This is a genomic window from Pseudovibrio sp. SCP20 (genome assembly GCF_057774105.1).
Genome location: NZ_JBYMDH010000002.1, coordinates 83733 through 106713, shown reverse-complemented (window position 1 = coordinate 106713; position 22981 = coordinate 83733). Strand labels below are relative to the sequence as shown.

Here is a 22981-nt window from a genome sequence, read left to right as displayed (position 1 = left end):
AATGAAAATCCGTAATCTTTGGCTGGGCACGACTGATTAACACTAACGCCAGCAATTCGCCTTGCTTGCGAGATGCCCTACCATCTCACCATTGCCCACGAACCACACCGTGATAATATGTGCGCGCTGCATTTCCTGATCGTAGGGAGGCATCATGTCTGGCGCATCAAGACGGGACTTTTTCAAAGCTGCCATGGCAGCAGGTGTTGGCGGAGCAGTGGCGACACAAGCCTCCGCAGCTGAGTATCCATCAGGACCATTCTGGAACAACGTTCCCGAACCAGACCTGGCAAACAAAGAACTCCCGAGATTCAAGTTTGAGCTGGAGAAAACCACCGGACGCGTCGATGGCGGCAGCTTTGGCAAAGAGGCCACTGTAGAACAGTTCCCCATCTCAACTGGCATTGCCGGTGTGTCCATGAAGCTGGAACCGGGAGTTGCCCGCGAACTGCACTGGCACGCAACTGCCGCAGAGTGGGCCTTCGTCATGGATGGCCGCTGCCGAACCACAGTCATCAATCCCAACGGTCAATCTGCAACGGATGATTTTGAACCTGGTGACGTCTGGTACTTTCCAAGAGGCCACGGGCATTCCATCCAATGCCTGGGGGATGAACCCTGCCACTTCATTCTGATCTTTGATAACGGCTACTTCTCAGAGTTCGGCACCTTCAGCATCACCGACTGGTTGGGCCATACACCGAAGAACCTGCTGGCAAAGAACCTTGGGATGCCAGAAAGCGCGTTCGACAACTTCCCCAAATCAGAAGCCTACTTTGTCAACGGCGTCATCCCTCCGGAGCAACCAACACTTCCGCATCAGGGGGAGTTCAATCCCACTCCGGAAGCGCACAAATACAGCCTCCTGAAACAAGAGCCCAAGGTAACGCGCAAGGGTGGACGTATATGGCGTGTCAGCCAGAATGAGTTCCCCATTGCAACAACCATCACCGGCCTTGTTTTGGAGCTTGATCCAGGTGCGCTAAGAGAACTTCACTGGCACCCCAATGCGGATGAATGGCAGTATGTGATGGAAGGCAGCATCAGCGTCACCATGTTCGGTGCCAAAGGCCGCTATGCCATTGAAACTCTGAGTAAAGGAGATGTCGGCTATATCCCGCAAGGCTACGGCCACTCCATTGAAAACACAGGAACAGAAAAGGCGCGCATTCTGATTGCCTTTAACACCGGTGAGTATCAGGCCATCGACCTGTCAGAATGGCTTGCCAGCAATCCGGATTACCTGCTGACAGCGCACTTCAATCAGCAATCCAGAGCTGTCAGACAGTTTCCGAAACGAGATGTTTTCATCGCCACTAAGGAGGGATAAGCATAGAGCCAAAGAGATCAAGTTTTGGGAGTAAATCTGTTTGCTCCCCCATTGATCTGATGGCAAATTGCTGAAGGCGGACCACGAAGCGAACAAGGGAGGGAAGGTGTGCAGCAAAATCAAACCAGCACGTCTTTGCCTGAAACGCTCGCTCAGGTCTGGCATCATTCCGGACAACTGGGCGTCTCCGGCCCGATTCTGCCAGATGGCTGCCGGGATCTGATTGTCACAGAAGTGGAAGGCTCTCGCCCCGTTTGGCAAGTCTCTGAGCTGTTTGACGAACCCCACCAAACCGATCGCATCACTGTAAACCGCATGATCGGTTTCCGCCTCAAGCCGGGCACACAGGTCAATGAGCCAGCATTGCTCGCTGAGCTCAAGGGACTAGGCTCATGGGATGAAGCAACCATCTATCATCTGCTCGCAGACCACACCCGTCTCAACACGCGTGTGTCTGAAGCACTGGGCTGTATTGCGGAGGAGCAAGTATCCATTGCCGCCTCCGCAGGAGCGTTGGGGGTGACGCTCAAAACGTTGCAGCGCACCTTGGCGCGCCACACCAACCGTTCACCAGTCTACTGGCGTCAGCTTGCCCGCATCCGCAAAGCTGCCCGCCGTATTGAAGCCGCCGATAGTTGGGCCGATTTTGCCCTCGACAACGGCTTCTCTGATCAGGCGCACATGAGCCGTGAGTTCCAACGCTGGTTCGGCGTCTCGCCCATGCAATTCGCCGCAAACACAAGCTTTAAGCAACAAGCCCAATCCGTCGCCTTTGGCTAAATTTAGGCCGGAGCCGTCACCGGCGAACAAATCTCGATCAGGAACCCGTTCATGTCTTTCACATAGGAGGTCGTTTGCCCCCACGGCTCTTCCTTCACGTCCTGCACAAGTTCAGCACCTGCGGACAACGCTTTTGCAAGGCCGCCAGCCACATCCTCAGTCTGGAAGGCAACCTCAAAGCACGGATTACTCGCATCTGCATGCGAAGGATTTTTGCCAAGGCTTTCCATCAGCTTGAAGGAGGAGAACGACAGAGTTGTCTCTCCGGTTTTCACCTCACAATAATCACCTTCTTCGGTGATCAGACCGGGCTCCACATCAAAGGCTTTGCAATAAAAGTCGATAGTCTCGCGTGGGTTCTCAACGTACATGATGACGTATTTCAAGTGCATGGAATCTCTCCTGTTTTCCTGAGAAGAAACCTAACTAGCCACAACCCACGCGTATTGAAAAAAAGCGACACTTTCAGAAGGAGCTCTCTGATCACTCGTGGATGCAAATACGAGGGAATCTGTTAGGCTCCCTCAGGTTCCTGCCAGCGAGCGAGGCATGCTTCATGCGCAATTTCCGCAAAGTCCTGTACGTTCTGATCACCTGCTTCATCAGCGGCTATGGCGCTTACTTCGCCTACACTGCGTTTTATGAAGGCACCCTGTTCAACGTCATCGCAGGCTTGCTGATTAGCGCAGTCGGCATCGTAGGGCTCTACGGCACATTTCGCGGCAAAACGCAGGACAACAATGAGGGGAGGGGATGATGAGCGATCTATCTGAATACAAGGCCAAATCAGGCCGTTTTGAGCCGGTTTGGACAATTGAAATCCAAACACTGCCGGAAGACACGGACCGCATCCTGGATGCCGTCATGCAAGTGCACCCGCTCAGCTTTGGCCGCTACCAACGCAACGCAAGCATCTCCGCAATCGGCAAGGAAACCTCTCAGCCAGAACCAAACTCCACCACCACAACCCACGTAGATGGTTTCGAAGCAGGGATGACAGAGACCTACCCCATGGTGGAGCTCAAAATCTCCATTGAGCGTGACCTGCAAATCCTCGAAAAAGTCATGGACGCCATCCTCCACGTCCACCACTACGAAGAACCCGTCATCTTCCTCCGCGAAGACTGGGCCAGCCGCGCCGCTTACAACCCCAACAGCACCAACCCAAACCGCTGGTGGAACAACGGCAAAGGCATGCCGGAGAAGGTGGGGTGAGGAGCGTGGAAAGCGTAGATAGCTTGCGCTTCACAATACCCTGCTTGAAACGTCCTCACCACACGACAGTGAATCGCGAAAAGGTTGCATGTAAGCGATTGAATAACCTGTGCGAGAGGTGCGATTTGGGCTTGATGCTAGTGGAGATGAGCTTAAGCTTTTTTGTGAGCTCTATGCATCACGATGGTAACTGTACGGAGGTTAGAGACCCTACAGATTGCCTGACATGAGCGTGAACTCCTATTCCTATCTCTTGGGCACCAGAGCCCGGAGGAATATGAAACAGCAAACTAGCTTGATAAGGTGCCCACTTTTAGGGCCTCGTATAGCTTTGATTGCAAGCTTATACAAAGCAGTGGAACGCTGAAACAAGCACTCAGCTATGTCCTCTGAAAGAAACACCAATAATTGGAGGTGTTCGAAAATGAGTAAGTACGAAGATACCATCAAACTTATTGAAACGCGTTGCGGAAACGACAAGGAAGTGATTATTGCCCTCGCGACAATATCCTTATCTGAAAAGGAAGTCGGCAAACCCCGCCCTTCAACCCGCATGGTTTGCGCCTACTATGAAAATGGCGTGTTTTATGTTTCTACTGACGCAAGAAAAAACAAAACCTTGCAAATAGAGAAGAACAACGAAGTTTCTGTTTGCGGTATGGAAGGTTTTTCTTTTCAGGGAACTGCTGAGAATCTCGGGTGGGTGAAAGCTGATAGGAACTCGGAAATTAGAGCGAAGTTCAAAAATATCTTCAAATGGTTTGATGAAGAAGGTGATGAGGAAAACCCTAACTCAATCGTACTGCGTATTACCCTTTCAGAAGGTACTATCCTCGATGGTGAGCAGGCCTACGGCATTGATCTGATCAACAAGGTCGTCCATTAGAGATTATCGCGTGAAGTAACTGCAATCTTATGTTTTCTGTGTCTGGAGTTGGTTCTCTATACGCAACCGTCGCTTATGGGCGGGAGGGCGGTGAATACAATACCCTTTGCGGGGGAATAAACCCGCCTGTCTCTGTCAGGTTTCGAACCTCCCGCTCGCCAGTGGGTTGTCGAAAGCTTTCTGTCGAGTGGTTTGTTCAACAAGCCAACAGAGAAGGCTTAATGATGACCAAAACTGAAGATGAGAAAAGTGCCCATATGTCCCTTCGCAATGAAGTGGATAAGCTTCAATTTTCATCCAGCCACCTCAAAAATCTGGTTTATTCAATGAGCGTGGTGATGAGTGAGCGCATGGAGCACACGCAGGAATATGAAGCGTTGCTGACGCTGTTTGATACTGTGCGCAGCCACATAGAAGATGTGCAGGGAAGTAGCGAGAAGATTTCGGAGTTGCTCGATCCTTGCACGCTGAACCTCACCAAAACCTAACAAGCATAGAGAGTGAGCAGAGGCATAACCTCTGCTGAACTTGCCTGAGAGGCAATGTGCTTCTCAGGCTTTTTCGAAGCGGTGTGCTTAGAACTGGACCGGCACAGTCTCGCCAGTAGAAATCTTACACTGGCCAACGCCGCCATCCGCAAACCCGAGGCTTGGGTTGCTTAGGGTGATCTGACACTGCATGGAACGAGCAGCGCTGAACAGCACGCCTTTGGCTTTGGAGCTGTAGGTGGTGGAAGAGCTGGAGGTGAAGAAGTCATCGTCGTCATCTTCATAGAAGAAACCGTCTTCAACGCTCTCGGTCTGCTTCTTCTCAGTCACCAGCTTACCGGTGAAGAACTCACCGCTGGAAAGTGTCGCCACAACAGAGGCTGCGCCATTGTCGAGAAACTCTTCGGTCACCTGAAACGTCACGCTCTGAGAGTTCTTGCCATCCTTGCTGACAACACGGCCTTGCCCCGTCGTGGTCGACTGACAGCCCACCAAAGCTGAAAATGCAGCAACGCACACACCGATTTTTAGAATAGTCTTCATTGTAATTCACCAATCCCGAATAATTGAATGTCGGGTTCGGCTGTCAGAAAATGAGTTCAAGCACCACAGTCACCACAGCCAAAAGCCCCTGAACCGGCTGTAGGTCAGGGGCTATGAGACCAGCAATCACAAAAAGCACAGTAACGAAAAGATTTCGCTCTCTAGAACTCCACTGGGAACGTGCCGCCATTGGAAAGCTTACACTGCCCGACACCACCGTCAGAGAAGCCACCGGCTGGGTTGGAAAGCGTCACGACACAGCGCATGCTGCGCTTGGCACTGAACAGCACACCACGCGCATAAGGGCTGTAAGTGGTCGAGAAGGTTGAGACAAGGAACGGCCCGTCATCAAATCCGTCAAAATCATCGAAGTCGTCGAAATCATCAAAGCCGCCGAAGTCGCTCTCACCAACGTTGGTGGTCTCGCTCTTCGCTGTAACGAGCTTGCCCGTAAACACTTCGCCATCAGGCAGAGTGGCAGTCGTCGCTGCGCCACCACCGCCAAAGAAGTTCTCGGTCACTTCAAACTGAACGTCTTTACCACCCAGGCGACCCTGACCAGGCGTCGTTGTCTGACATCCCGCCAAACCAGCAATGGCAATCAGGCACAGGCCTGTCGTGAAATAGCGTCTCATTCTGCGTTCCAATCCCGAATTAAAATGCAAGAGCGTCGGGCCAGAATTGCAGACAATGGTTTCCAAACGTCTTCAAACACTGCTTCCAGCACAACTTGAAATGCCGCTGAAATCCGGGACTGAAGGCGCTATTTCTTCTTGCCGTGGCGTACAGCTCCCCGCCGCTTGAAGATGCCTTTGCGTTGTTTGGTGACTTGTTGTTTGAGGATCCGCTCCATGCTGGCAATCAGGCTGCGCAGAAAGCCGAACTGAACCTCAGCTTCGGTGATCTTTCCGTTTTTCAGGAAGCTCTCGATTTTGTAAGCGGCCTCGCTAGCAGTCTCGTTGTGATCAACGAAGATAGCCATGTCATCATCGTCCTGAATGACACTGCGCTGACCGAAGAGCTGGTTGATGGTGTCTGCCAGCTCCTCAACCTTGATCTGATAGGCCTCAAGCGTTGCAGCAGTGCGCTGGCCGCGCTCAAAGGCAGCCCGCACATTTTCCATGGCTGCCTCCACCTTATCAAAGGCACTCTTGGCATCTCGCCCGCCCAGCTGAGCTTCGGCATCTTGCAGATAGGTTTCAACCTCTTTGACGAGGCCGTTGAACTCAGCGAGGTCCTCTTTGTTTTTGAAGAGGTCTTTGCGTTTTCCGAAGGACTTAAGCTGCCGATAGGTTTGCTCAATGCCAATCGCAATGCGCTCATCCTCATCAATCTCGGGTGTCTGGTTCTCAGCAGAAGGCAGCGGAGCTTCTTTGAGCATCTCTTCCAGATTTGCCACGCACTCATCAAATTTAGCAAACTGGTTCTCAACTTCCTTGCCATTCTCGGCCTTCAGGTTGTCCAGCATCACCTGAGCGCAAACGAGAGCCATCGCGTGTTGCTTGGCGAAGCGCTCCAGCAAAGCTTCATTCCCATCAAAGCGGTATTGCTGGGCAAACAGCTGTGAGAGCTTAGATTGCTTGTCAGAAACCTGAATGATCAGATCAGACCGCAACATATCGCGATTTTCGCAGGTCTCAGCATAGGCTTCTTCCAAAGCCTGCTTATCATCCTCCAGCTTATCGAGCAGGGTCTTGGCGTGCTCCGCGATCTGGTCCTTGATGGCTTTATGCAGATTGCGCAGCGTCTCTTGCGCTCTGTTGTGGGCATTATCAAACTGCGCCAGGTCCACACTCCAGTCATCAAACTCTGCCCGCTTCTGATAGATGCCGGAAATCAGCGTATCGTAATAAGTCGCCCCCTCGGAGAGGCCATTCAGCAGAGAGGTCAGGATCTGCCGGCTGTTGTCCTGAATGGTCTGCATGACACTCAGAACCTGCTTGGCTGCTGAGGCCGAGGCACGAGCTCCTTCCAGATCACCTGCTGTCAGAGCAGCGCTAGCTTCTTCCTGCTGCTGCATCGCTGAGGCGTAGGCTTCCTCCAGATCTTTCACATACTCGTCGACGCAATGAGGCCGGGCCTGACTGAAGATCGTGTTGATCGCAGTTCGGATCTGATCAAGCTGCTGCCCCAACTCCTTTTGCTCAGCCGCTTTAGGATCAACAGCTTCCGCTTGTACCTCTTGCTCCTGAACAGGCGCCTCAGTGACTTTGGGATCAGCCTTTGCTTTCTTTTTCTTCGGCGGTTTCTGAGTGACACACCGTTCTAGATTGGCCAGCGCAACTTTCAGATTGCTCAGGATCGCGCGAGCATCCTTCACTCTACCTTCCGCAATCAGGCCCTCTACCTGAAAGGCGAAATCTGTGGCGATGCTGTTGTAACTGAGGAAGTCATTTTTATGATCCGGGTTTTGCAGCGCCATGCCTTGCTCATAAACCGCAGTAATCCGGTCTTTGGCAGCTTCAACATCAGCAAGGAACCCTTCCACCTTTGCTGCTGTATCGGCCCCGCGTTCATAGGCAATTTCTATGGAATCGAGCGTAACACGCGCGTTATCCAGCGCATCCTCTGCATTCGCAAACCGCTTTCTCGCCAGCTGATCCTCGGCCTGAGAAACATAATCAGCAGCCTTGTCAAAAAGGTGCGCGTAGATCTTGAGCTCTTCATTGTCCCTGAAGACGCTGCGCATCTTATCATAGTCCTGAACATCAGCCCGCACACGCGCAATGGCCTTCTCCAGCATCTCACGCGCTTCGTCTTCCGTTGCCGCACTGCTGACCTGAGGCATCCAGAGCAGGCTCTTCGCCTCCTTCTCTAGTCTCTTCAAACCATTGCGGGAGTTGCCAACGGCCTGATCCGCTTCCTCAACCCGCTGGCCTTGCATGCACACTTCAGCATAATCAATCAGTGCCGACACTTCTGCGCATACCGCATCAAACCGGCCAAGTTGTTTTCCGCCAAACTTCTCATCAGCCTGCGCATACTTTTCAAAGTCCCGACGCTTGTCAGCCAACGGCTCCAGCGATCTTCGCAGGTCCCGAATTTGCTCTGCAAGAACCTCAAGCGCACTTTCTGCCTCCGCAATGTAATCCTTCATGTCCTCAGCAGCATCACGCACATCATGAATGCTGGCCTGTGCCGAAAATCCGTTCCGCGCCAGCAAAGCCGCTTGCGCTCCAAGGATCGCAGTCTGCGCAGACTGATAAGCCGCTTCAAAGGAGGGGTAGTTGATGCCATGATTCTTGACCAGATCACGCTGGCCGTTGAGCTCGTCGACGATTTTCTCCTGCCTTGAAACATCATCAGCAAGCTGCTGAAGGAAAGTCTCATCCACATCGTCAGATGGCGCAAACTCGCTCTCCGCGGCGGCTGTACGCGCCAGCAACAAAACCTGCTGCATTTGAGAAATGGCCTTGTCCGCTTTCGTCAATGCGGCCTCACAATCCCGGCCACGCTTGCCAAGAACAGCATCATTGGCCTTCTTGGCCTCAACGACGGCTTCATCATGGGCCTTGTTGAATGCACCCAGCTGATCCGGCGTGTCATCCAGCGTAATGCTCTGCTCACTCAGATCCTTGATTGTACGCTCTGCAATTGAAACCTTGAGCAACAGCTCGGTGCTACTCGCATCCGCATATCGCTTCGTACTGTCAGTCGCTTCCTTCAGCTGTGCCAGCTTTTCTTTCGCCACATCCAGAGTGCGATTGACCTCGGACACCACGTAGCCAGAAATGGCGCGGTTCATCTCAGTGAAGTTGTCCAGCGCTGCACTGTAGGCACTATCAACTGCGGAAAGGTCTACGTTCCAGTTTGTCAAAGGCGCGCGTTCTTTGTGGAGCTCTTCAACACGCTGCTGATATCGCGCGGCGGTCTTCTTCAGGTCTTCCAGCTCCTCAACGGCTGTTCCCTGACCTTTCTGATAGGCAGCTTGCATGGTCTTCAGGTAATGATCGGCTTTATCCAGATGCCCCTTGATCGCTGCAAGATCATGAAAACCATCCTGATCTTTCTGGCCAGAAACTTCAGTTGCCAAAGCAATTTGCTCTTCACCAAGCGCCTTGGCGGCTTCAAACAGATCCTGAGTTTCATCCTCTTCGGTGAACACCCTACTGCGTTTGCCCGCAACCTCGATAGATTTTCTGATACGCTTCAGGCGCTTATAGAGGCTACTCAGTTCCGCATCATGTGCCTTCTTCCGGGCTTCCAGTTCAGAAACGGGCTCTTCGATAGCATCTTCCGTGTTACCTGGAGAAGAGGTGTTAAGCTCCACATCATCCAGCGGAACTTCCTCAAGCTCTTCATCTTCATGAGGGTCGCCTTCCACTAACGGGAACTTCCACTGCAAGTGCCGGTAGACCTTTTGTGCCCATTGATGCTGTTCGGGTGTGAGCTTATTTTCTGGCATCGGAAACTCCGCAGTGAATGAGATCGACTGGCTGTAATTTAGTCTCGGATGCTCTGGAAATGACGTAGATTCAGGCGTTCACGTAGGGATTTGAAAGAACTGGTGAAGAGAGACTTGTACCCGCGGGCAGACATTAAAATAAAAGTGAGAGTTACTTGCCTTCTTTGGGTATCTCACCTAGTAAAGCCTCGTTATTTTGCGAGTAAGGCTGCCAGATGTCTGAGAAACAACCCATTATCGTTATCGACCGTGAAACCGGCAAAGAGTTTGAAGAAACGGTTCTGGGAGAAAAGTGGATCCGCTGGGCCTATCAGGATTCCAGCTCCAGCCTGATCGAAAAACTGCTGTTTCGCTCCGCAGCCCTCAGCAAGGCGATGGGCTGGTACTACGACAGCTCGCTCTCAACCGGCAAAATCCAAAGCGCTATTGATGAGCTCAACATTGACACCGCTGAATTCGCGGATCCGCAGGCAAGCTTTGCGTCCTTCAATGAGTTCTTCATTCGCCATCTGAAAGAAGATGCCCGCCCGTATGACAGCGATGCAAACAGCATCGTCAGCCCGGCGGATGGGCGTGTTCTGGTGTTCCCAAAGCTGGATGAAGACACCTTCGTTCCGGTCAAAGGTCACCCGTTCTCCATCCGCAAAATGCTGCCGGGTATCTCAGAGCGCTACATCGGCGGTGCATTGGCAATCGTACGCCTTTGTCCTGCAGACTATCACCGCTACCACTTCCCGTGCTCTGGTGAGATCGTAGATGCGAAAGATCTGCAAGGGGCCTATCACTCTGTGAACCCAATCGCATTGGGCGCAGGGCCTGATGTGTTTGGCGAAAACAAGCGCAGCTACACCCTCATTGAAACCGAAGCTGCAGGTACCATGTGCTACGTGGAGGTCGGTGCGTTTGGTGTCGGCAGTATCGTAAACACCAAAACCTCTGGCCGCGTCGAAAAAATGGACGAGAAGGGCTACTTCAAGTTCGGTGGCTCAACTGTTGTTGTCGTGTTTGAGCCGGGTAAAGTGAACTTCAGCGAAGATCTCGTCGCCAACAGTGCGGCAGGCAAGGAAACACTGGTCAAAGTAGGCCAGCCCTTCGCAACGGTTGCCTGAGAAAATCTCCAGATCGCCTAGCATAAGTTGTATTTATCCTGAGTAACTCTTCGTCCAGACTGTTGGCTTCGCTAACAGACTGGACGGGACCATGCCATCATCACTTATCACTCAGGAGCATATCGATACCTATCAGCGCGAAGGCGTCGTTCTGATCAAGGGCCTCTTCAAAGATCATATTGATCTGATCCGGGCTGGTATCGAGCGAAATATGACTGAGCCGGGTGAGTATGCAGCGGAAAACCTGAAAGAAGGCGAGGGCGGTCGCTTCTTCGATGACTACTGCAACTGGCAGCGCATTCCTGAGTTCGTTGAGGTGGTGAACAACTCACCAGCAGCAGAAGTCGCCGCCGACCTGATGCAATCCCAAACAGTCCAGATGTTCCACGACCACGTGCTTGTAAAAGAGCCGGGGACTTCTAAAGCCACACCATGGCATCAGGACGGTCCCTACTATTTCGTGGAAGGGCAGCAGACCGTCAGCTTCTGGTCCCCAATGGACCCGGTCACCGATGCCACCTTGCGCAGCGTTGCAGGCTCTCACCTCTGGGAAAAGCCAGTATTGCCAATCCGTTGGCTCTCAGAAGAAAACTTCTACGGTGACAGCAACGAGTACATGCCAATCCCGGACCCGGATGCAGAAGGCATGCCGATCCGTGAGTGGGAGATGGAACCGGGCGATGCTGTCGCGTTCAACTACTACACACTGCATGGAGCCCGCGGTAACACAACAGAACAGCGCCGCCGCGCGTTCTCGCTGCGCCTGTTAGGTGACGACGTACGCTACATCGAACGTCCGGGCCGGACATCTCCCCCATTCCCGGGCCATGATATGAAGCCGGGTCAGGTCCTGCGTGAGGACTGGTTCCCAATCATCTACAAGCGCTAACCGTTGAATGTGGGAGTGCGGTCAGAGAACCGCACTCCCCAAGCTTTAGCTCTTACCAGCATTCAGAGCATCAGGCTTGAACTCTAAGACCCAGCAGGTCTTCAGATGACCTTTCCTGAAGATGTTTCTGGTTTCGCTGTGATACTGAACTTCACGCAACTCCAGAAAATCAGGCAGCTCTTCCTGAGCATCTCTGTCTTTTGCCAGCAACTCACCCCACGCACGGGCCAGTTTGCTTGGTTTCTCGACAATTTCCTTACCCAAGCTGGTCTCACCCGTTGGCTTCAGGATCAACTGCCCCCGATTTTCCGGCTGCAGCAAGGCCCGCAGGGAGCCAGTTAAGCCCGGAAACTCATCACGAGGCTGCTGAGCGGTTGCTTCAGCTTCCGGATCTTCAACAGCGATGGTTGTTGCCGTTGGCTTGGCTGGCTCAGGATCTGTCTTCTGCTTAACTGAGATCAGATACTCACTCTTCTTGCCACCTTCAGGCCGTGTAACGGAAACATCAAACAGAGCTGCCCATGGTTGTTCTGAAACCCATTTCTGGATTTTGCTCAGGCTGCCGCCAGACTTTCCAATCCGCGCATGCACTTCATCGCGTACGTGCTCCATCAGCTTATCTAAAGCGAAGTGCGCTTTGCCAAAGCTCATTAGCAAGCCATTGCCTTTAGTGCTCAGGAACGTATCCAACCGCTCTCTCATTTCAGTGAGCTTGCCGGTTTGCTCAGTCTGATTAGCCTTCAACTCGTTCATGTTGATGGTCATCGCGGCCAAATTCTTTGCTGCTGCTTGCGGTAAACCTCTCATTCTGCTGATCTCAGAGAGGGTATGAGAGGCAGGCTTGTACTCAACCACCCATGCAGGCTCCAGCATGTCGTTCTCGATCAGGAAACCTTCGATCTTATGATAACGAACCTGCTTCAGAACGAAGTAATCCGGCAGCATCTTGGAGATGTCGTCGCCCCGCTGTTGGGCCGCAACCAGAGTGCTGCCCCACGCCAAAGCCAGATCACTTGGCTTCTCAACGATCTCCAGATCATCAACGCCCTCTTCGCCTGTTGGCGTCAGCTTCAATGCCTCCATCATCTCCTTCGAGCGCAAACCGTTCAGAACCAGTTGAGGGTTGTCGCGCAAGGCGCTCTTGGTCAAACCTTCCTGCGGCCCGACATCAGTGTTGTCATAAAACGTGCTGTTGCCGACTGTTCTCGCAGCAGGGTCATGACGCAGATTTGTGCCGATGTCGTAGTAGCCACCATCTTTGCGGATAGAGACCGAAATCAGGGAGGCCCATGGCTGCTTGGCAATCCATGCCTCTGCTTTCCTGATGCTGTTGTGCTTGGCCAGATGCTGCTCTGTCAGATGAGAAGCCACCTCCTGCAAGCTGGCCAGAGCATACTGAGCACGGCCATTTTCATGCGACAGGCTTGCTGTGCTGGCAAAGATCGCATCGCCAAAGCTCATCGCTGCAAGTGCGTCATTGCTGGCGTTTAACGCCTGCGCCATTTGCTCAGAAGTCGCGAGCCGGAAGGCAATGGCTTCCTTCTCCATCTTATCCAGATACTGAATATCCTGTTCAGTCACAGCATTTGAGCGCGCACTTTGCACTGCCTCGATCACGCCTTTGCTGAACGCGTTCTGACGGATCAGCGCATTTGCATCACCAACGACATCTTTGTTCAGAGCCTTCAGGTTCTGGCTCAGGAAAACCAGCAGCTCTTTGTGATTGCTGGATAAATCCTCAGGGGCTGCCAGTGCCGCGATTTTCAGGAAGGCAAGAAAACGTGGATCATGAGCAGCGTCTTCAAAGATTTGCTTGGCCAAGGCGCGCGCGTCATTGTCCAGTCCACTTCTGAACTGCATCCGCAAAAACGTGTCAGCTTTATCCTGCTCCATGCCCAGCAAACCGCGAATACGGCGCTGCCAGGCTGCAGCCTCAGGCCCTTCATGGGCGGTGCCTGTCGGATCATTGATGAAAGCTGTTTTCTTCTCCTGATAAGCGTTGAACTGTGCTTCCAGTTCCGTGCTCACAGCCAGATCCAGCTCCTGCATAGCCAGCATGGCCGGATGTGGCTTCACTTCCAGCGGTTCACTGCGCGGTTGTGGAGCAAATGGCTGTTCTGCTGTTTCCAGCTTTGTCGGAGTGCTGACCTGTGATGGTCCAGCGACAGCGGAAGCACCGTTGCTCTCTGGCTGCGGTGTTTCAACAATCACATATTCGCTCAAATCCGGATCAGAGGTCATCTGATCAAGCGTTCTGGTATGAGCAGTAAGCAGGGATTCTGCCTTTGTAGGGGTAGGTTTAGCACTCGCCTGAGTTGACGCCGTGCCATGCCCCATCAGTTTTTCCTGAGGCAGCCGATATCCTTCATACCGCGCTTTTTTCTGCGCGCGTGACATGCCATCCGTTGGATGGGTGGGCTCACCCTCTGGCTTATGGTGTTTGTGATAGGCAAGTGGACGCAACTGCGGGTCTCTTGCACCCGCTTTGGCCGGACGGCTGTGCTTTGTGGATGTGCCATTCAGCTCATCCAGTTGATCCAGCAGGCGATGCACATTTTTCGGCTCGGCATGGCCCAGCTTGTGCCCTTTATGCGAGCTGGTTGTTTTCTTCGGTGTTGCCCCTTGTTGATCCGGATTGATCTGAGGCTGCGAAACTTTTGAATGAATAGGAGAACGGCCCATGGGACACCTCATAAACTTCGGGTGCTGGCCTCCAGTTGATCAGGAGTGCCAGTGCACCAAAACCAAAACAGTAAATTCCATTGAGTTTTCAGAGTGATCACGACCCGAGGATCACCATGTCCGATCCGAACTTTGGAAGCGGAACATGAATCTCGTCGATCACATCGTCTTCGGCAGATGGCTGCGCACGCTCCAGCTGCGCATTCGCGTCCAGCAGCAAATCAAATGCTGTGCGCATAAGCTCAACACCGCCATTAACGGACACTTCAGTCCAATGCGAAACGCGCTGGCCGGTAATCGAAGCGATAATGTGCGGTTGGGTAAAGGCGTTGCCGTTGCTCTTCAAAAGCATCAGCGCCTGCTCAGCAGAAAGGTCCACTTTGCGCAAGCCGCTCGTCAGCGCCATCATGATGAAGTCCGCATGATGTTGGCATAAAATCAGATGGCTGCGCTCATCAACGCAGAAGAAATAGGCACCATTACACGGCTCTGGCAGGTCCAGATCAAAACTGGATGAAAACGCCCGAACCAACTCGTCAAAGGCAGTCGTCTCAGTCATGGCATACTCCTCACCATGAATAGAAGAGACCTTGGAATGAAGATCTCAATGTAGACGAGAGTGACACTTCTACAGATGCTCTACTGTGCTGATCGGAACAGTTACTTTCAGAAAATGCAGAAAAGAGCTTCAGCGGGAAAATGTGAAGCAAAATCTAGGTTAAATTACTTATTTTCACCTATCGCTTTCGCGGGAACGGTGTATGCTGCCAAGCCTAGACTCAATAAGTCCCGCCAGTTTTACTCAGCCATTTCAGCATCGATGATTTCGTTCAAGCATATGTATTTGAAGGCCTTACCGCTCTTTCTCACCGGTAGTGCCGCTTTGTTCACCAACTGGACAGACACCTACGTCTCCAGCTTCTTCGGTGCTCCCGCCGTCGCCGCAGTGGGTATCTGTGGCATGATGTTTTTTGTGCTGTTCTCATTTTCAAACGGCTTCTCGATTGCCATCCAGTCTTTCACTGCAGGCTTTCTGACCAGTCGAAAAAACAACGAAGTGTTGGATGCGTTCGTTGTCTGTCTGGTGTTGGGAGTGAGCCTGGCGCTCATTTTGACAACAGCTTCGATCTATTTCCTTGAAGACATCCTCATGTTCATGAACCCGGATGCAGAGGTCCGCACAGCCGCGAGGCAGTATCTGGAGTATCTCCTGTATGCGACACCGTTCTACTACGTGTGCAGCTCAGCCCGTGGCCTGCTTATTTCGGTGGGCAAAGCATGGGTTGTCTCCTACATCGGCATAGGCACGCAGGTGGTCAACGCAGTCGCGACTGTCGTGCTGGCATTCGGTTGGGCTGGAGCTCCGAACCTTGGCGTATCTGGCATTGGTTTCGGCACGTTCGTCGCATTTGCGCTAGCCTCAGTGTTTTATGTGCTGGTGGCTCTGCAAGCGATCACTCGCCAGAAACTAAGGGTTGGGGTGCTGTCTTTCCCTTTGATTATGGAGATCGTTGGCAAAGCATTCCTGTCTGCCTCTCAAAGCACGATCTATGCTCTGGGGATCTTCACAAGCTATTGGATCGTCGGGCATCTGAGTGTGCTGGCTCTGGCCGTTTATCAGGTGATCACCCAGGCAACCCTCATCCCGATTTACGCAGCCAATGCCTTGGGAAGTGTCGCGATCAGTCAGGTCGGCCAAGCCGTCGGTGCTAAAGACCAATCCGGAGCGCAACAGGTCGGCATGAAAATGATCTCCGGCGCTGCCTATCCGATCGTGATCTATGCCTTGCTCGTCATATTGATTTCAGAGGACCTCCTGATCCTCTTGCTGGGAGAAGCTTTGGATGAGCCGCAACTCATCATGGTTTTCACTTTCTCCTGCTTAATCCTGCCGCTCAACATCGCAGGGGCCGTGGCAAACTATGTCCTTCAAGGTGCTCAGCTGTTTGGTCGTGTTTGGACAGTTTCTGCCATCACTCAATGGCTCGTATTCCTGCCGCTTGCTTATGTCTTCGGCGTCTTGATGAACTACAGTCTGGCAGGCGTCATCTTCGCCGACTTCATCTATCGCAGCAGCTTGTTCTTTGTGCAGTACAGCTTCTGGAAGAGTTACTCGGAGCCTGCGCTTGCTAATCCCTGAAACATAACAAAACCGCAGGCTCACAATGACGCCTGCGGTTCTTTAGAAGAGGGAGGTTGGGTAAAGCCATGCGTTATGCTGGTGCCATCTCGGCCTCTGGTTTGTGCAGGCTCACAACAATCGCAACTGCAATACCGTTTGCCCAGTAATAGGCGGCATCCACTCCGGTAAAGCCGAAGAGGAAAGGTGCGAACAGGAAGAGCGCACCAACTGCGCCATCAACGGCCAGATGGAAGTTGTAAGGCAGTACGCGGAGCACACCGAACTGGTGATCCGTTAGCAACGTTAAAATCAACGCAGCAGTGCCAGTTCCAACGGAGAGCCAAAGCGCAAACGGATTGGTAGCACCGAGCCCCAGAATGAAGGGCAGTCCGATCAAGGCAAATGCGACGGGATAATCCAGGTAAGCATGGATGCTTTTTGTGACGAAACGGAGGGACATGACTGAGTTCCTTTTTGACTGTGTAGGTCTTTCGTTTTGGGCACAGTCAGATTAGGAGGAGCCCTCATTTTGCTCAATTTCAGGTCGTTCAAAGGAATGTGCAGATCGTTCAGAATGGAGCAATGATGAGTACAATTGAGCGGAATATGGTCAATGAGTAGCGCGATACGCCGCTGGAGTTAACCCTACCTCTTTCTTGAAGACCCGTGTAAATGCAGATTCAGAGGCATATCCGGCAAGTGCAGCCACTTCTGAAACGCTCATGTTATCATCCACCAAGCCTTGCTGCGCAATCTGCATTCGCCAGCTTGTCAGATACTGCATCGGCGTCTGCCCCATCTTGCTGGAAAACTGCGTCGCAAACCCGGTTCTGGAAAGGCCAGCTTCTCGCGCAAGCCCCTCCACACTCCACTCGCGTGCAGGTGATTTATGGAAGGCCGCCAAAGCCCTGCTGAGCTGCGGATCAGCAAAGCCAGCAAGGCCAATATGTTTCTCACCTTCCTGCTCAATGAAGCTGCGCAGAGCCTGAGCAAACAAAACTTCCGTCATTTTCAACGCGATGAGATCACCCCCCATCCGCGTTCCGTTGGTCTCATCTCCAATCAAACGCAGAGTAGCTTCCATCCAGCGCCCGGCAGCTTCTCCGTAATTGGCAATGTGGATGTAATCCGGCAACTGATCAAAGATCAGATGATGCGCATTTCTGGCAAGTGAGATATGGCCGCAGATCAGCTGAGTTTCCCGCTCATCCTGCTCCCCGCCATAAACCAGAACACCTTCGCCGCTGTATCCGGAAAGCTCCAGCACGCGATCCAGTGGCAGGATGACTTCCTCTTCAGAGCGACCACAATAGATATCGTGCGCAGCGCCATGGGGAACAATCAGCAAGTCGCCCTGAGCCAGCAGAACCTTCTCGCCAGTCTCTTTCACGCGCACCATGCAATCACCGCGATGCGCAAAGTGAAAGCGCGCGACATTCTCATAGGAAGGCACAGCAACGCCCCACGGCACCGTAAAGGATGTGCGGAAGTAGAGCGTGCCTTTCACATCAAGGCGGGTAAGGATGTCACTAAGCGTATCAAGCATACGCTCACTATGAGCGCGAAAAGCTCATTCGTCCATAAGCCTGAACGATCTGAGAGATAATATGAACGCTACGGCCTAAACCGCATCAATAAAGATCGCGCGGAAGTCGTTTACATTCGTCAGAGTAGGGCCGGTTATGATGCTGTCACCAATGGCTTCAAAGAACCCATGTCCATCATTGTTGGCAAGGGAAAGCCTCGGATTGATCTCCTTTCCCCATGCACGCTCCGGGGTAGTTGGATCACAATACGCTCCTGCGATCTCCTCAATCCCGTCTACACCATCCGTGTCTCCGGCAAGCGCATAGACGCCTTTCTGCCCATCCAGCGCAACAGCCAATGACAGCAGAAACTCCACATTCCGCCCACCTCGGCCTTTGCCCTTGATGGTAACTGTTGTCTCACCACCGGAAAGCAACAGGCATGGCGCTTTGAACGGCTGTCCGCGAGCAGCGACCTGCTTGGCAATGCCCGCCATCACCACCCCCACATCAGAGGCTTCACCTTCAATGCTGTCACCCAGTATGTAAGTTGAAATACCTTGCTTTTCAGCGAGAGCAGCAGCTGCCTCCAACGCAATCTGAGGCGTTGCAATCATGTGTGTTTCAACATTGGCAAGGCGTGGATCAGCTGCATCTGGTGTTTCTCCAGCACCCGTTTCAAGGATTTCCAGCGCCCGTGCTGGCAGCTTGATCTTATAACGCTCCACAATCGCCAGAGCATCCGCACAAGTCGTCGGATCTACTACCGTTGGCCCCGATGCAATGTTGATTGGGTCATCACCGGGTACATCAGAGATCAACAGGTTGATCACCTTTGCTGGATGACACGCCGCAGCCAGACGCCCCCCTTTGATCTGGGAGAGATGTCGGCGCACGCAGTTCATCTCGCTGATAGTCGCTCCACACCGCAAAAGTTCTTTATTGATGGACTGCTTGTCTTCAAGCGAAAGCCCATCAAACGGCAGAGGCAACAAGGAAGAACCACCACCTGAGATAAGGCAAAGAACGGTGTCGTCAGCTGAGAGATCAGAGACAAGCTCCAGCATACGCTCTGCGCCATTCAGCCCAGCTTGATCAGGCACCGGATGCGCTGCTTCGATGATCTCGATGGACTGACAGGGAACGTTGTATCCGTAGCGCGTTATCACAAGTCCGCTGAGGTCTCCGTCCCAGTTGTCTTCCACTGTACGCGCCATGGCTGCGGAGGCTTTACCTGCGCCAATGACGATGAGACGACCTTTGGGGTGAGCCGGCAAGAAATTAGGGATGCATTTTTCTGGTTGCGCCGATTCAATGGCCGCATAAAACAGGTCACTCAGAAAACGCTTAGGATCAGCCACCATCGCTGCCCACCCCCGATTGCTACCGAAAAGTTTCGGTTATCTTTTTGAATTTCTTTGTATTTTCTAGCTTTAACCAGATGTGATTTCCAGCAAAAAACAACGGGCTCCGCTCTCAACTGAGAAACCGGAACCCGTCATTTTTCGAAACTTGGTCGAAACCTGAAAAACTACAGCGAGTTATCTCAGCAGGAAGCCGTTACCAACAGGGTCATCATTTTCCCGCCAGAAGGTCGCTTCACCGCTGTAATGCGCTTTGCCAGCCACCTGAGCAACGATGGCATCATGTGGGCCGCACTTGGTGTCTGCGTAATAAGTGCCTTCAAAGCTGGTCGCGATCAGACTTTCAAACCGACGGGTTTGGCCTTTGCTGATCAGGCCCTTTGCAGCTTGCGCAGCCAAACGAGCAGTCACACCAGAACCTGTCGGGCTACGATCCACTTGACTGTCCGCAAACACACAAATGTTGGCAGTCGGATCCGCGCTGTAAGCGTCATTCCCATCAGTCAGAATGGTGCCATAGAGGAATGCAAGATCCGCATCATCAGGGTGCTGAAGGGTAACAGCTGCACGGATCGCATCGCTCACGGCATTGGCCGCATCAACAAGGTCTCTTGTCCGTGATTTCTGAACATCCAGACCAAACGCGGAAGCTGGTGCTAACCCGTAAAACGCGCCGCCGTAAGAGACATCGACAGTCAGCTCGCCCAACCCTTTCACATCTACGGTTACATCCCGTGAATGCAGGAAGGCCGGAACGGAATGGAAGGACACTGCACCTGTCACGCCATTCTCAACTTCAACGGACGCAACCACCAGACCGCATGGGCATTCAATGCGTACTTCGGTGACAGGTGACTTCGCCTCAACCAGCCCATGATCGATCGCATAACGACCCAGAGCGATCACTGCATGGCCACACATGGTGCTGTAGCCTTCGTTATGCATGAACAGCACGCCAAAGTGAGCGTCCGGATGGGAAGGCTCAACAAGGATCGCGCCATACATGTCAAAATGACCGCGAGGCTCAAACATCAGAAAATGCCGAAGATGATCCAGATTGTCTCGGGTAAATCTGCGCTTCGCCAGAATGCTCTCGCCGGGGATCTCTGGGTAGCCGCCAGTCACAATACGAAGTGGCTCACCACCAGTATGCATGTCGACAACACTTATTTTCTGTTGCTTATCCATGTTCTCCCCCGCAACTAGTCGGAATGCCTTATTTCCGAACTGATTGTCTTTGAATAGAGCTCCTGCTGCGCACTCCGTTTGGTTGGCTGCAACCAGACAACAAGAATGCGCTCAGGTACAAGTTGAGCACCTTCATAGCCTGCGTGGGGGACACGCTCAATACACTGTGAAATATTACTGCTCAAGTGATTTGGAGTTTTTCTTAAGATGTTGGTGGCTCTGGGTGTTTATGGCGGCTTGTTTGCATTCTCTTTTCTGGCTGCAACCCTCGCTCCGGGCTCTTCAGAAGCTGCCCTCAGTGGCCTGTTGCTGGCCGGAGGATGGGATCCGGTGATCCTGATTGCCTCGGCATCCTTGGGCAATGTGGCAGGCTCTGTCTTCAACTGGTACTGTGGTCGCTTTCTGTCGCATTACAAAGAGCGTTCCTGGTTCCCAGTCAAAGAGCATCAATACAAGAAGGCAGTGCGCTGGTTTAGGCGCTACGGTCAGGCCTCAATGCTGCTCGCCTGGGTGCCGATTATTGGTGATCCACTCACCGTCATTGCTGGCACGCTACGCATGAAATTTATGAATTTTCTGGTACTGGTCGCGATCGGCAAGACCGCCAGATATCTGTTTGTGTATTACGCAGTCACGGTTTGGCAGGGATAAACTGTTGATCCCGCTCGATATGCAATAATCACTTTTGATTAGAGTGAATCACGGAACTCTATGGTTTCTATAGATAAAATTGATATTATGTGTGCAATGCAATTTTCCATTACTTAGCGGAAATATCGACAACTCAAAGGGGGGATGGTAGAGAAAAACGATCTTTACTCGAACCCATATTTTGGTAATGCCTTCGTCCACGTCTAACGTCTCTATCGCCTATCGAAAACTGAAGCAGGCTATTCTTGAGAACCGGCTCGGCCCCGGCACTCAGGTGCTTGAACAGGAAGCTGCTACCCAGTTGGAAATGAGCCGCACCCCGGTGCGGGAGGCCATGCTGATGTTGCAGAAGGATGGGCTCGTTGAAATGCGCCCCCGTCAGGGCATGCGCGTTCTTCCAATCACGGTTGGCGATATTTCGGAGATCTATGAGATCCTTGAGGTTGTTGAAGGCCTCGCGATCCGAAAACTCGCCGAAAAGCCGATCAATGAAAAAGAGGCACGCGCTCTGGAAGACTCTGTCACGCTGATGGATCTTTCATTGGAGCGGGGAGACCTCAGCGTCTGGGCTGCGGCGGACAAGAAGTTTCACGAAGACATCGTCAAGTTCAGCGGCAATGTGCATTTGGAGACGGTTTTTCTTCAGCTATGGGATCGCTCCCAGCGCGCACGAAACATGCTCCTGAAGGCACATGGCGCGCCTGTAAACTCCGCTCAGGAGCATTGGGAACTGTTAAAGTTCATCAAAGAGGGAAAAGCAGCTGAGGCTGTCGAGTTTCAGAAAAGCCTGCGTGCGGAAGCGGCAGAGCAAATCTGCAAAATGATCTTTGATGTTATGGGCGGAATGGTGCCCTCATAAAAAAGCGGAGCCAAAGCCCCGCTTCTCTGCAAAATCTGATCTGAACTTAATCAGCCTGCCAGAGGTGGCCCGGCTTGCCGGTGACGTAACCGTTCGCCAGTGCTCCTGGCAGCGGCAGTCCCTGCAAACGTGCCTCTGCTTCAGCGCTCTCAATCTTGCCATCAACCAGATCACGATAGATCTCAATCACCGCAATCATGTCGATGTCCTGCGGGGACAGACGCAAACGACCAATGCCTTTGGTCAGCAGTTCATCACGGTTCATCGTGATCGCTTGCACGCTGTGAGACAAAGTCTGAATACCGTTTGCTGCAAGGAACTTCTGATCATCCAGAGTTGTCACGTCCATGCCATCCGGATCACGATCACAGATGAACTGGCAGTTATCCTTATGCAGCTTGTGCGCACGTGCGTGGTAGCAGCGGCCAGAAACAGCCAGTGGCAGACGGCCAAATGCAAACAGCTCAATCGTCAGATCCGGCAGGGCCTGTGCAATCGCCTCTACGGACTTCATCGGCAACTCAACAGGTGGACAGAATGTTTCCATGCCCAGATTCATCAGAACCTTCGCAGTCTGCTCATTATAGATGTTGAGGAACGGACCACCCACAAACGGCTGGCCAGAGCGCTTGTGTACACCAGCAATGTCGTTTGCTTCGACCAGTTCACCATCTTCAGAAAGCGCGCTAATGGATTTGCGGTCACGAACAGTCACCGGCAGAGCGATGGTAGAGAACACAACGGTCTTGCCTGCATTGGCAAGACGCTCATAAATCTCTGGCCACACCTTGTCGTTAAACGGCATGCGTTTACCGCAAATCACTTCGCCGATGTAAACGCGCTCAACAGGAGCTTCGTCCGCAATGCGGGCGTAGAAATCAACGAGCTTCTCGTTGGACCAGTTGAAGAAGTTAGGACCTAAGGAAAGTTCAATCTTGCTCATG

The 22981-nt window shown here is 52.6% G+C and carries 22 protein-coding genes; 11 read left to right on the top strand and 11 right to left on the bottom strand.

The features are described from left to right. Positions 1-154: 154 nt before the first annotated feature. Positions 155-1330 (top strand): cupin domain-containing protein, encoded by a 1176-nt coding sequence (locus AC3CB2_RS08920; protein ID WP_352932831.1) that lies wholly within the window; start codon positions 155-157, stop codon positions 1328-1330. Between the two features lie 108 nt (positions 1331-1438). After that, positions 1439-2110, top strand: a complete 672-nt coding sequence (locus AC3CB2_RS08915; RefSeq protein WP_352932833.1) for a helix-turn-helix domain-containing protein — start codon at positions 1439-1441, stop codon at positions 2108-2110. Between the two features lie 2 nt (positions 2111-2112). Here AC3CB2_RS08915 and AC3CB2_RS08910 read toward each other — a convergent pair whose 3' ends face one another. Continuing rightward, complete coding sequence (locus AC3CB2_RS08910) at positions 2113-2502, bottom strand: VOC family protein (protein ID WP_352932836.1); 390 nt, start codon at positions 2500-2502, stop codon at positions 2113-2115. Positions 2503-2666: 164 nt separating this feature from the next. Here AC3CB2_RS08910 and AC3CB2_RS08905 point away from each other — a divergent pair, with 164 nt between their 5' ends. The 4 genes from AC3CB2_RS08905 (at position 2667) to AC3CB2_RS08890 (ending at position 4699) form a co-directional block, all read left to right on the top strand. Then, positions 2667-2867 (top strand): hypothetical protein, encoded by a 201-nt coding sequence (locus AC3CB2_RS08905; protein WP_014283653.1) that lies wholly within the window; start codon positions 2667-2669, stop codon positions 2865-2867. Beyond that, entirely contained in the window at positions 2867-3325 is a 459-nt protein-coding gene (locus AC3CB2_RS08900; protein WP_352932839.1) for a hypothetical protein, read from the top strand. The genes AC3CB2_RS08905 and AC3CB2_RS08900 overlap by 1 nt, the downstream gene beginning before the upstream one ends. A gap of 424 nt (positions 3326-3749) precedes the next feature. Next, positions 3750-4211: a pyridoxamine 5'-phosphate oxidase family protein gene (locus AC3CB2_RS08895; protein ID WP_352932842.1), complete on the top strand. Its 462-nt coding sequence runs from the start codon at positions 3750-3752 to the stop codon at positions 4209-4211. A gap of 221 nt (positions 4212-4432) precedes the next feature. Then, positions 4433-4699 (top strand): hypothetical protein, encoded by a 267-nt coding sequence (locus tag AC3CB2_RS08890; RefSeq protein WP_352932844.1) that lies wholly within the window; start codon positions 4433-4435, stop codon positions 4697-4699. A gap of 87 nt (positions 4700-4786) precedes the next feature. Here AC3CB2_RS08890 and AC3CB2_RS08885 read toward each other — a convergent pair whose 3' ends face one another. From AC3CB2_RS08885 to AC3CB2_RS08875, 3 genes are all read right to left on the bottom strand, one after another. Then, positions 4787-5242: a hypothetical protein gene (locus AC3CB2_RS08885; protein ID WP_014283655.1), complete on the bottom strand. Its 456-nt coding sequence runs from the start codon at positions 5240-5242 to the stop codon at positions 4787-4789. A 161-nt stretch (positions 5243-5403) separates the two neighbouring features. Then, entirely contained in the window at positions 5404-5877 is a 474-nt protein-coding gene (locus AC3CB2_RS08880) for a hypothetical protein (protein WP_014283656.1), read from the bottom strand. A gap of 128 nt (positions 5878-6005) precedes the next feature. After that, entirely contained in the window at positions 6006-9647 is a 3642-nt protein-coding gene (locus AC3CB2_RS08875) for a hypothetical protein (protein ID WP_352932848.1), read from the bottom strand. Positions 9648-9862: 215 nt separating this feature from the next. On the opposite strand from AC3CB2_RS08875, the gene asd reads away from it, so the two are divergent. Together asd and AC3CB2_RS08865 are read left to right on the top strand one after the other, a co-directional pair. Beyond that, complete coding sequence (asd, locus tag AC3CB2_RS08870; RefSeq protein WP_352932851.1) at positions 9863-10756, top strand: archaetidylserine decarboxylase; 894 nt, start codon at positions 9863-9865, stop codon at positions 10754-10756. Between the two features lie 91 nt (positions 10757-10847). Beyond that, a complete protein-coding gene (locus AC3CB2_RS08865) occupies positions 10848-11645 on the top strand; it encodes a phytanoyl-CoA dioxygenase family protein (protein ID WP_352932854.1) in 798 nt (265 codons plus the stop codon). A 45-nt stretch (positions 11646-11690) separates the two neighbouring features. Here AC3CB2_RS08865 and AC3CB2_RS08860 read toward each other — a convergent pair whose 3' ends face one another. Next, on the bottom strand, positions 11691-14327 hold the full coding sequence (locus AC3CB2_RS08860) for a hypothetical protein (protein WP_352932857.1): 2637 nt from the start codon (positions 14325-14327) through the stop codon (positions 11691-11693). Positions 14328-14424: 97 nt separating this feature from the next. Further along, a complete protein-coding gene (locus AC3CB2_RS08855; protein ID WP_352932860.1) occupies positions 14425-14886 on the bottom strand; it encodes a type III secretion system chaperone family protein in 462 nt (153 codons plus the stop codon). A gap of 261 nt (positions 14887-15147) precedes the next feature. Here AC3CB2_RS08855 and AC3CB2_RS08850 point away from each other — a divergent pair, with 261 nt between their 5' ends. After that, the gene (locus tag AC3CB2_RS08850) at positions 15148-16467 is read left to right on the top strand and encodes an MATE family efflux transporter (RefSeq protein ID WP_352932863.1); all 1320 of its coding nucleotides are present in this window, start codon (positions 15148-15150) and stop codon (positions 16465-16467) included. Positions 16468-16540: 73 nt separating this feature from the next. On the opposite strand, the gene AC3CB2_RS08845 is transcribed toward AC3CB2_RS08850, so the two are convergent. From AC3CB2_RS08845 to AC3CB2_RS08830, 4 genes are all read right to left on the bottom strand, one after another. Continuing rightward, a complete protein-coding gene (locus AC3CB2_RS08845; RefSeq protein WP_352932866.1) occupies positions 16541-16909 on the bottom strand; it encodes a hypothetical protein in 369 nt (122 codons plus the stop codon). Between the two features lie 150 nt (positions 16910-17059). Further along, positions 17060-17995 carry an AraC family transcriptional regulator gene (locus AC3CB2_RS08840; RefSeq protein WP_352932869.1) on the bottom strand — a complete coding sequence of 312 codons (936 nt, stop codon included), beginning with the start codon at positions 17993-17995 and terminating at the stop codon, positions 17060-17062. Between the two features lie 75 nt (positions 17996-18070). Then, a complete protein-coding gene (locus tag AC3CB2_RS08835) occupies positions 18071-19339 on the bottom strand; it encodes a glycerate kinase type-2 family protein (protein WP_352932872.1) in 1269 nt (422 codons plus the stop codon). A gap of 177 nt (positions 19340-19516) precedes the next feature. Next, complete coding sequence (locus tag AC3CB2_RS08830; RefSeq protein ID WP_352932875.1) at positions 19517-20527, bottom strand: proline racemase family protein; 1011 nt, start codon at positions 20525-20527, stop codon at positions 19517-19519. A gap of 207 nt (positions 20528-20734) precedes the next feature. On the opposite strand from AC3CB2_RS08830, the gene AC3CB2_RS08825 reads away from it, so the two are divergent. Beyond that, a complete protein-coding gene (locus AC3CB2_RS08825; RefSeq protein ID WP_352932878.1) occupies positions 20735-21178 on the top strand; it encodes a YqaA family protein in 444 nt (147 codons plus the stop codon). A 187-nt stretch (positions 21179-21365) separates the two neighbouring features. Continuing rightward, positions 21366-22037: a GntR family transcriptional regulator gene (locus AC3CB2_RS08820; RefSeq protein WP_008548542.1), complete on the top strand. Its 672-nt coding sequence runs from the start codon at positions 21366-21368 to the stop codon at positions 22035-22037. 46 nt (positions 22038-22083) lie between these two features. Here AC3CB2_RS08820 and ubiV read toward each other — a convergent pair whose 3' ends face one another. After that, positions 22084-22980 carry a ubiquinone anaerobic biosynthesis protein UbiV gene (ubiV, locus tag AC3CB2_RS08815; RefSeq protein ID WP_054783023.1) on the bottom strand — a complete coding sequence of 299 codons (897 nt, stop codon included), beginning with the start codon at positions 22978-22980 and terminating at the stop codon, positions 22084-22086. Position 22981 lies beyond the last annotated feature (1 nt).

Bases quoted from the DNA above. Each gene is read 5' to 3' on its own strand.
- AC3CB2_RS08920 (WP_352932831.1), top strand. From the start codon at position 155: ATGTCTGGCGCATCAAGACGGGACTTTTTCAAAGCTGCCATGGCAGCA.
- AC3CB2_RS08910 (WP_352932836.1), bottom strand. From the start codon at position 2,502: ATGCACTTGAAATACGTCATCATGTACGTTGAGAACCCACGCGAGACT.
- AC3CB2_RS08905 (WP_014283653.1), top strand. From the start codon at position 2,667: ATGCGCAATTTCCGCAAAGTCCTGTACGTTCTGATCACCTGCTTCATC.
- AC3CB2_RS08900 (WP_352932839.1), top strand. From the start codon at position 2,867: ATGAGCGATCTATCTGAATACAAGGCCAAATCAGGCCGTTTTGAGCCG.
- AC3CB2_RS08895 (WP_352932842.1), top strand. From the start codon at position 3,750: ATGAGTAAGTACGAAGATACCATCAAACTTATTGAAACGCGTTGCGGA.
- AC3CB2_RS08890 (WP_352932844.1), top strand. From the start codon at position 4,433: ATGATGACCAAAACTGAAGATGAGAAAAGTGCCCATATGTCCCTTCGC.
- AC3CB2_RS08885 (WP_014283655.1), bottom strand. From the start codon at position 5,242: ATGAAGACTATTCTAAAAATCGGTGTGTGCGTTGCTGCATTTTCAGCT.
- AC3CB2_RS08880 (WP_014283656.1), bottom strand. From the start codon at position 5,877: ATGAGACGCTATTTCACGACAGGCCTGTGCCTGATTGCCATTGCTGGT.
- AC3CB2_RS08875 (WP_352932848.1), bottom strand. From the start codon at position 9,647: ATGCCAGAAAATAAGCTCACACCCGAACAGCATCAATGGGCACAAAAG.
- asd (WP_352932851.1), top strand. From the start codon at position 9,863: ATGTCTGAGAAACAACCCATTATCGTTATCGACCGTGAAACCGGCAAA.
- AC3CB2_RS08865 (WP_352932854.1), top strand. From the start codon at position 10,848: ATGCCATCATCACTTATCACTCAGGAGCATATCGATACCTATCAGCGC.
- AC3CB2_RS08860 (WP_352932857.1), bottom strand. From the start codon at position 14,327: ATGGGCCGTTCTCCTATTCATTCAAAAGTTTCGCAGCCTCAGATCAAT.
- AC3CB2_RS08855 (WP_352932860.1), bottom strand. From the start codon at position 14,886: ATGACTGAGACGACTGCCTTTGACGAGTTGGTTCGGGCGTTTTCATCC.
- AC3CB2_RS08850 (WP_352932863.1), top strand. From the start codon at position 15,148: ATGATTTCGTTCAAGCATATGTATTTGAAGGCCTTACCGCTCTTTCTC.
- AC3CB2_RS08845 (WP_352932866.1), bottom strand. From the start codon at position 16,909: ATGTCCCTCCGTTTCGTCACAAAAAGCATCCATGCTTACCTGGATTAT.
- AC3CB2_RS08840 (WP_352932869.1), bottom strand. From the start codon at position 17,995: ATGCTTGATACGCTTAGTGACATCCTTACCCGCCTTGATGTGAAAGGC.
- AC3CB2_RS08835 (WP_352932872.1), bottom strand. From the start codon at position 19,339: ATGGTGGCTGATCCTAAGCGTTTTCTGAGTGACCTGTTTTATGCGGCC.
- AC3CB2_RS08830 (WP_352932875.1), bottom strand. From the start codon at position 20,527: ATGGATAAGCAACAGAAAATAAGTGTTGTCGACATGCATACTGGTGGT.
- AC3CB2_RS08825 (WP_352932878.1), top strand. From the start codon at position 20,735: ATGTTGGTGGCTCTGGGTGTTTATGGCGGCTTGTTTGCATTCTCTTTT.
- AC3CB2_RS08820 (WP_008548542.1), top strand. From the start codon at position 21,366: ATGCCTTCGTCCACGTCTAACGTCTCTATCGCCTATCGAAAACTGAAG.
- ubiV (WP_054783023.1), bottom strand. From the start codon at position 22,980: ATGAGCAAGATTGAACTTTCCTTAGGTCCTAACTTCTTCAACTGGTCC.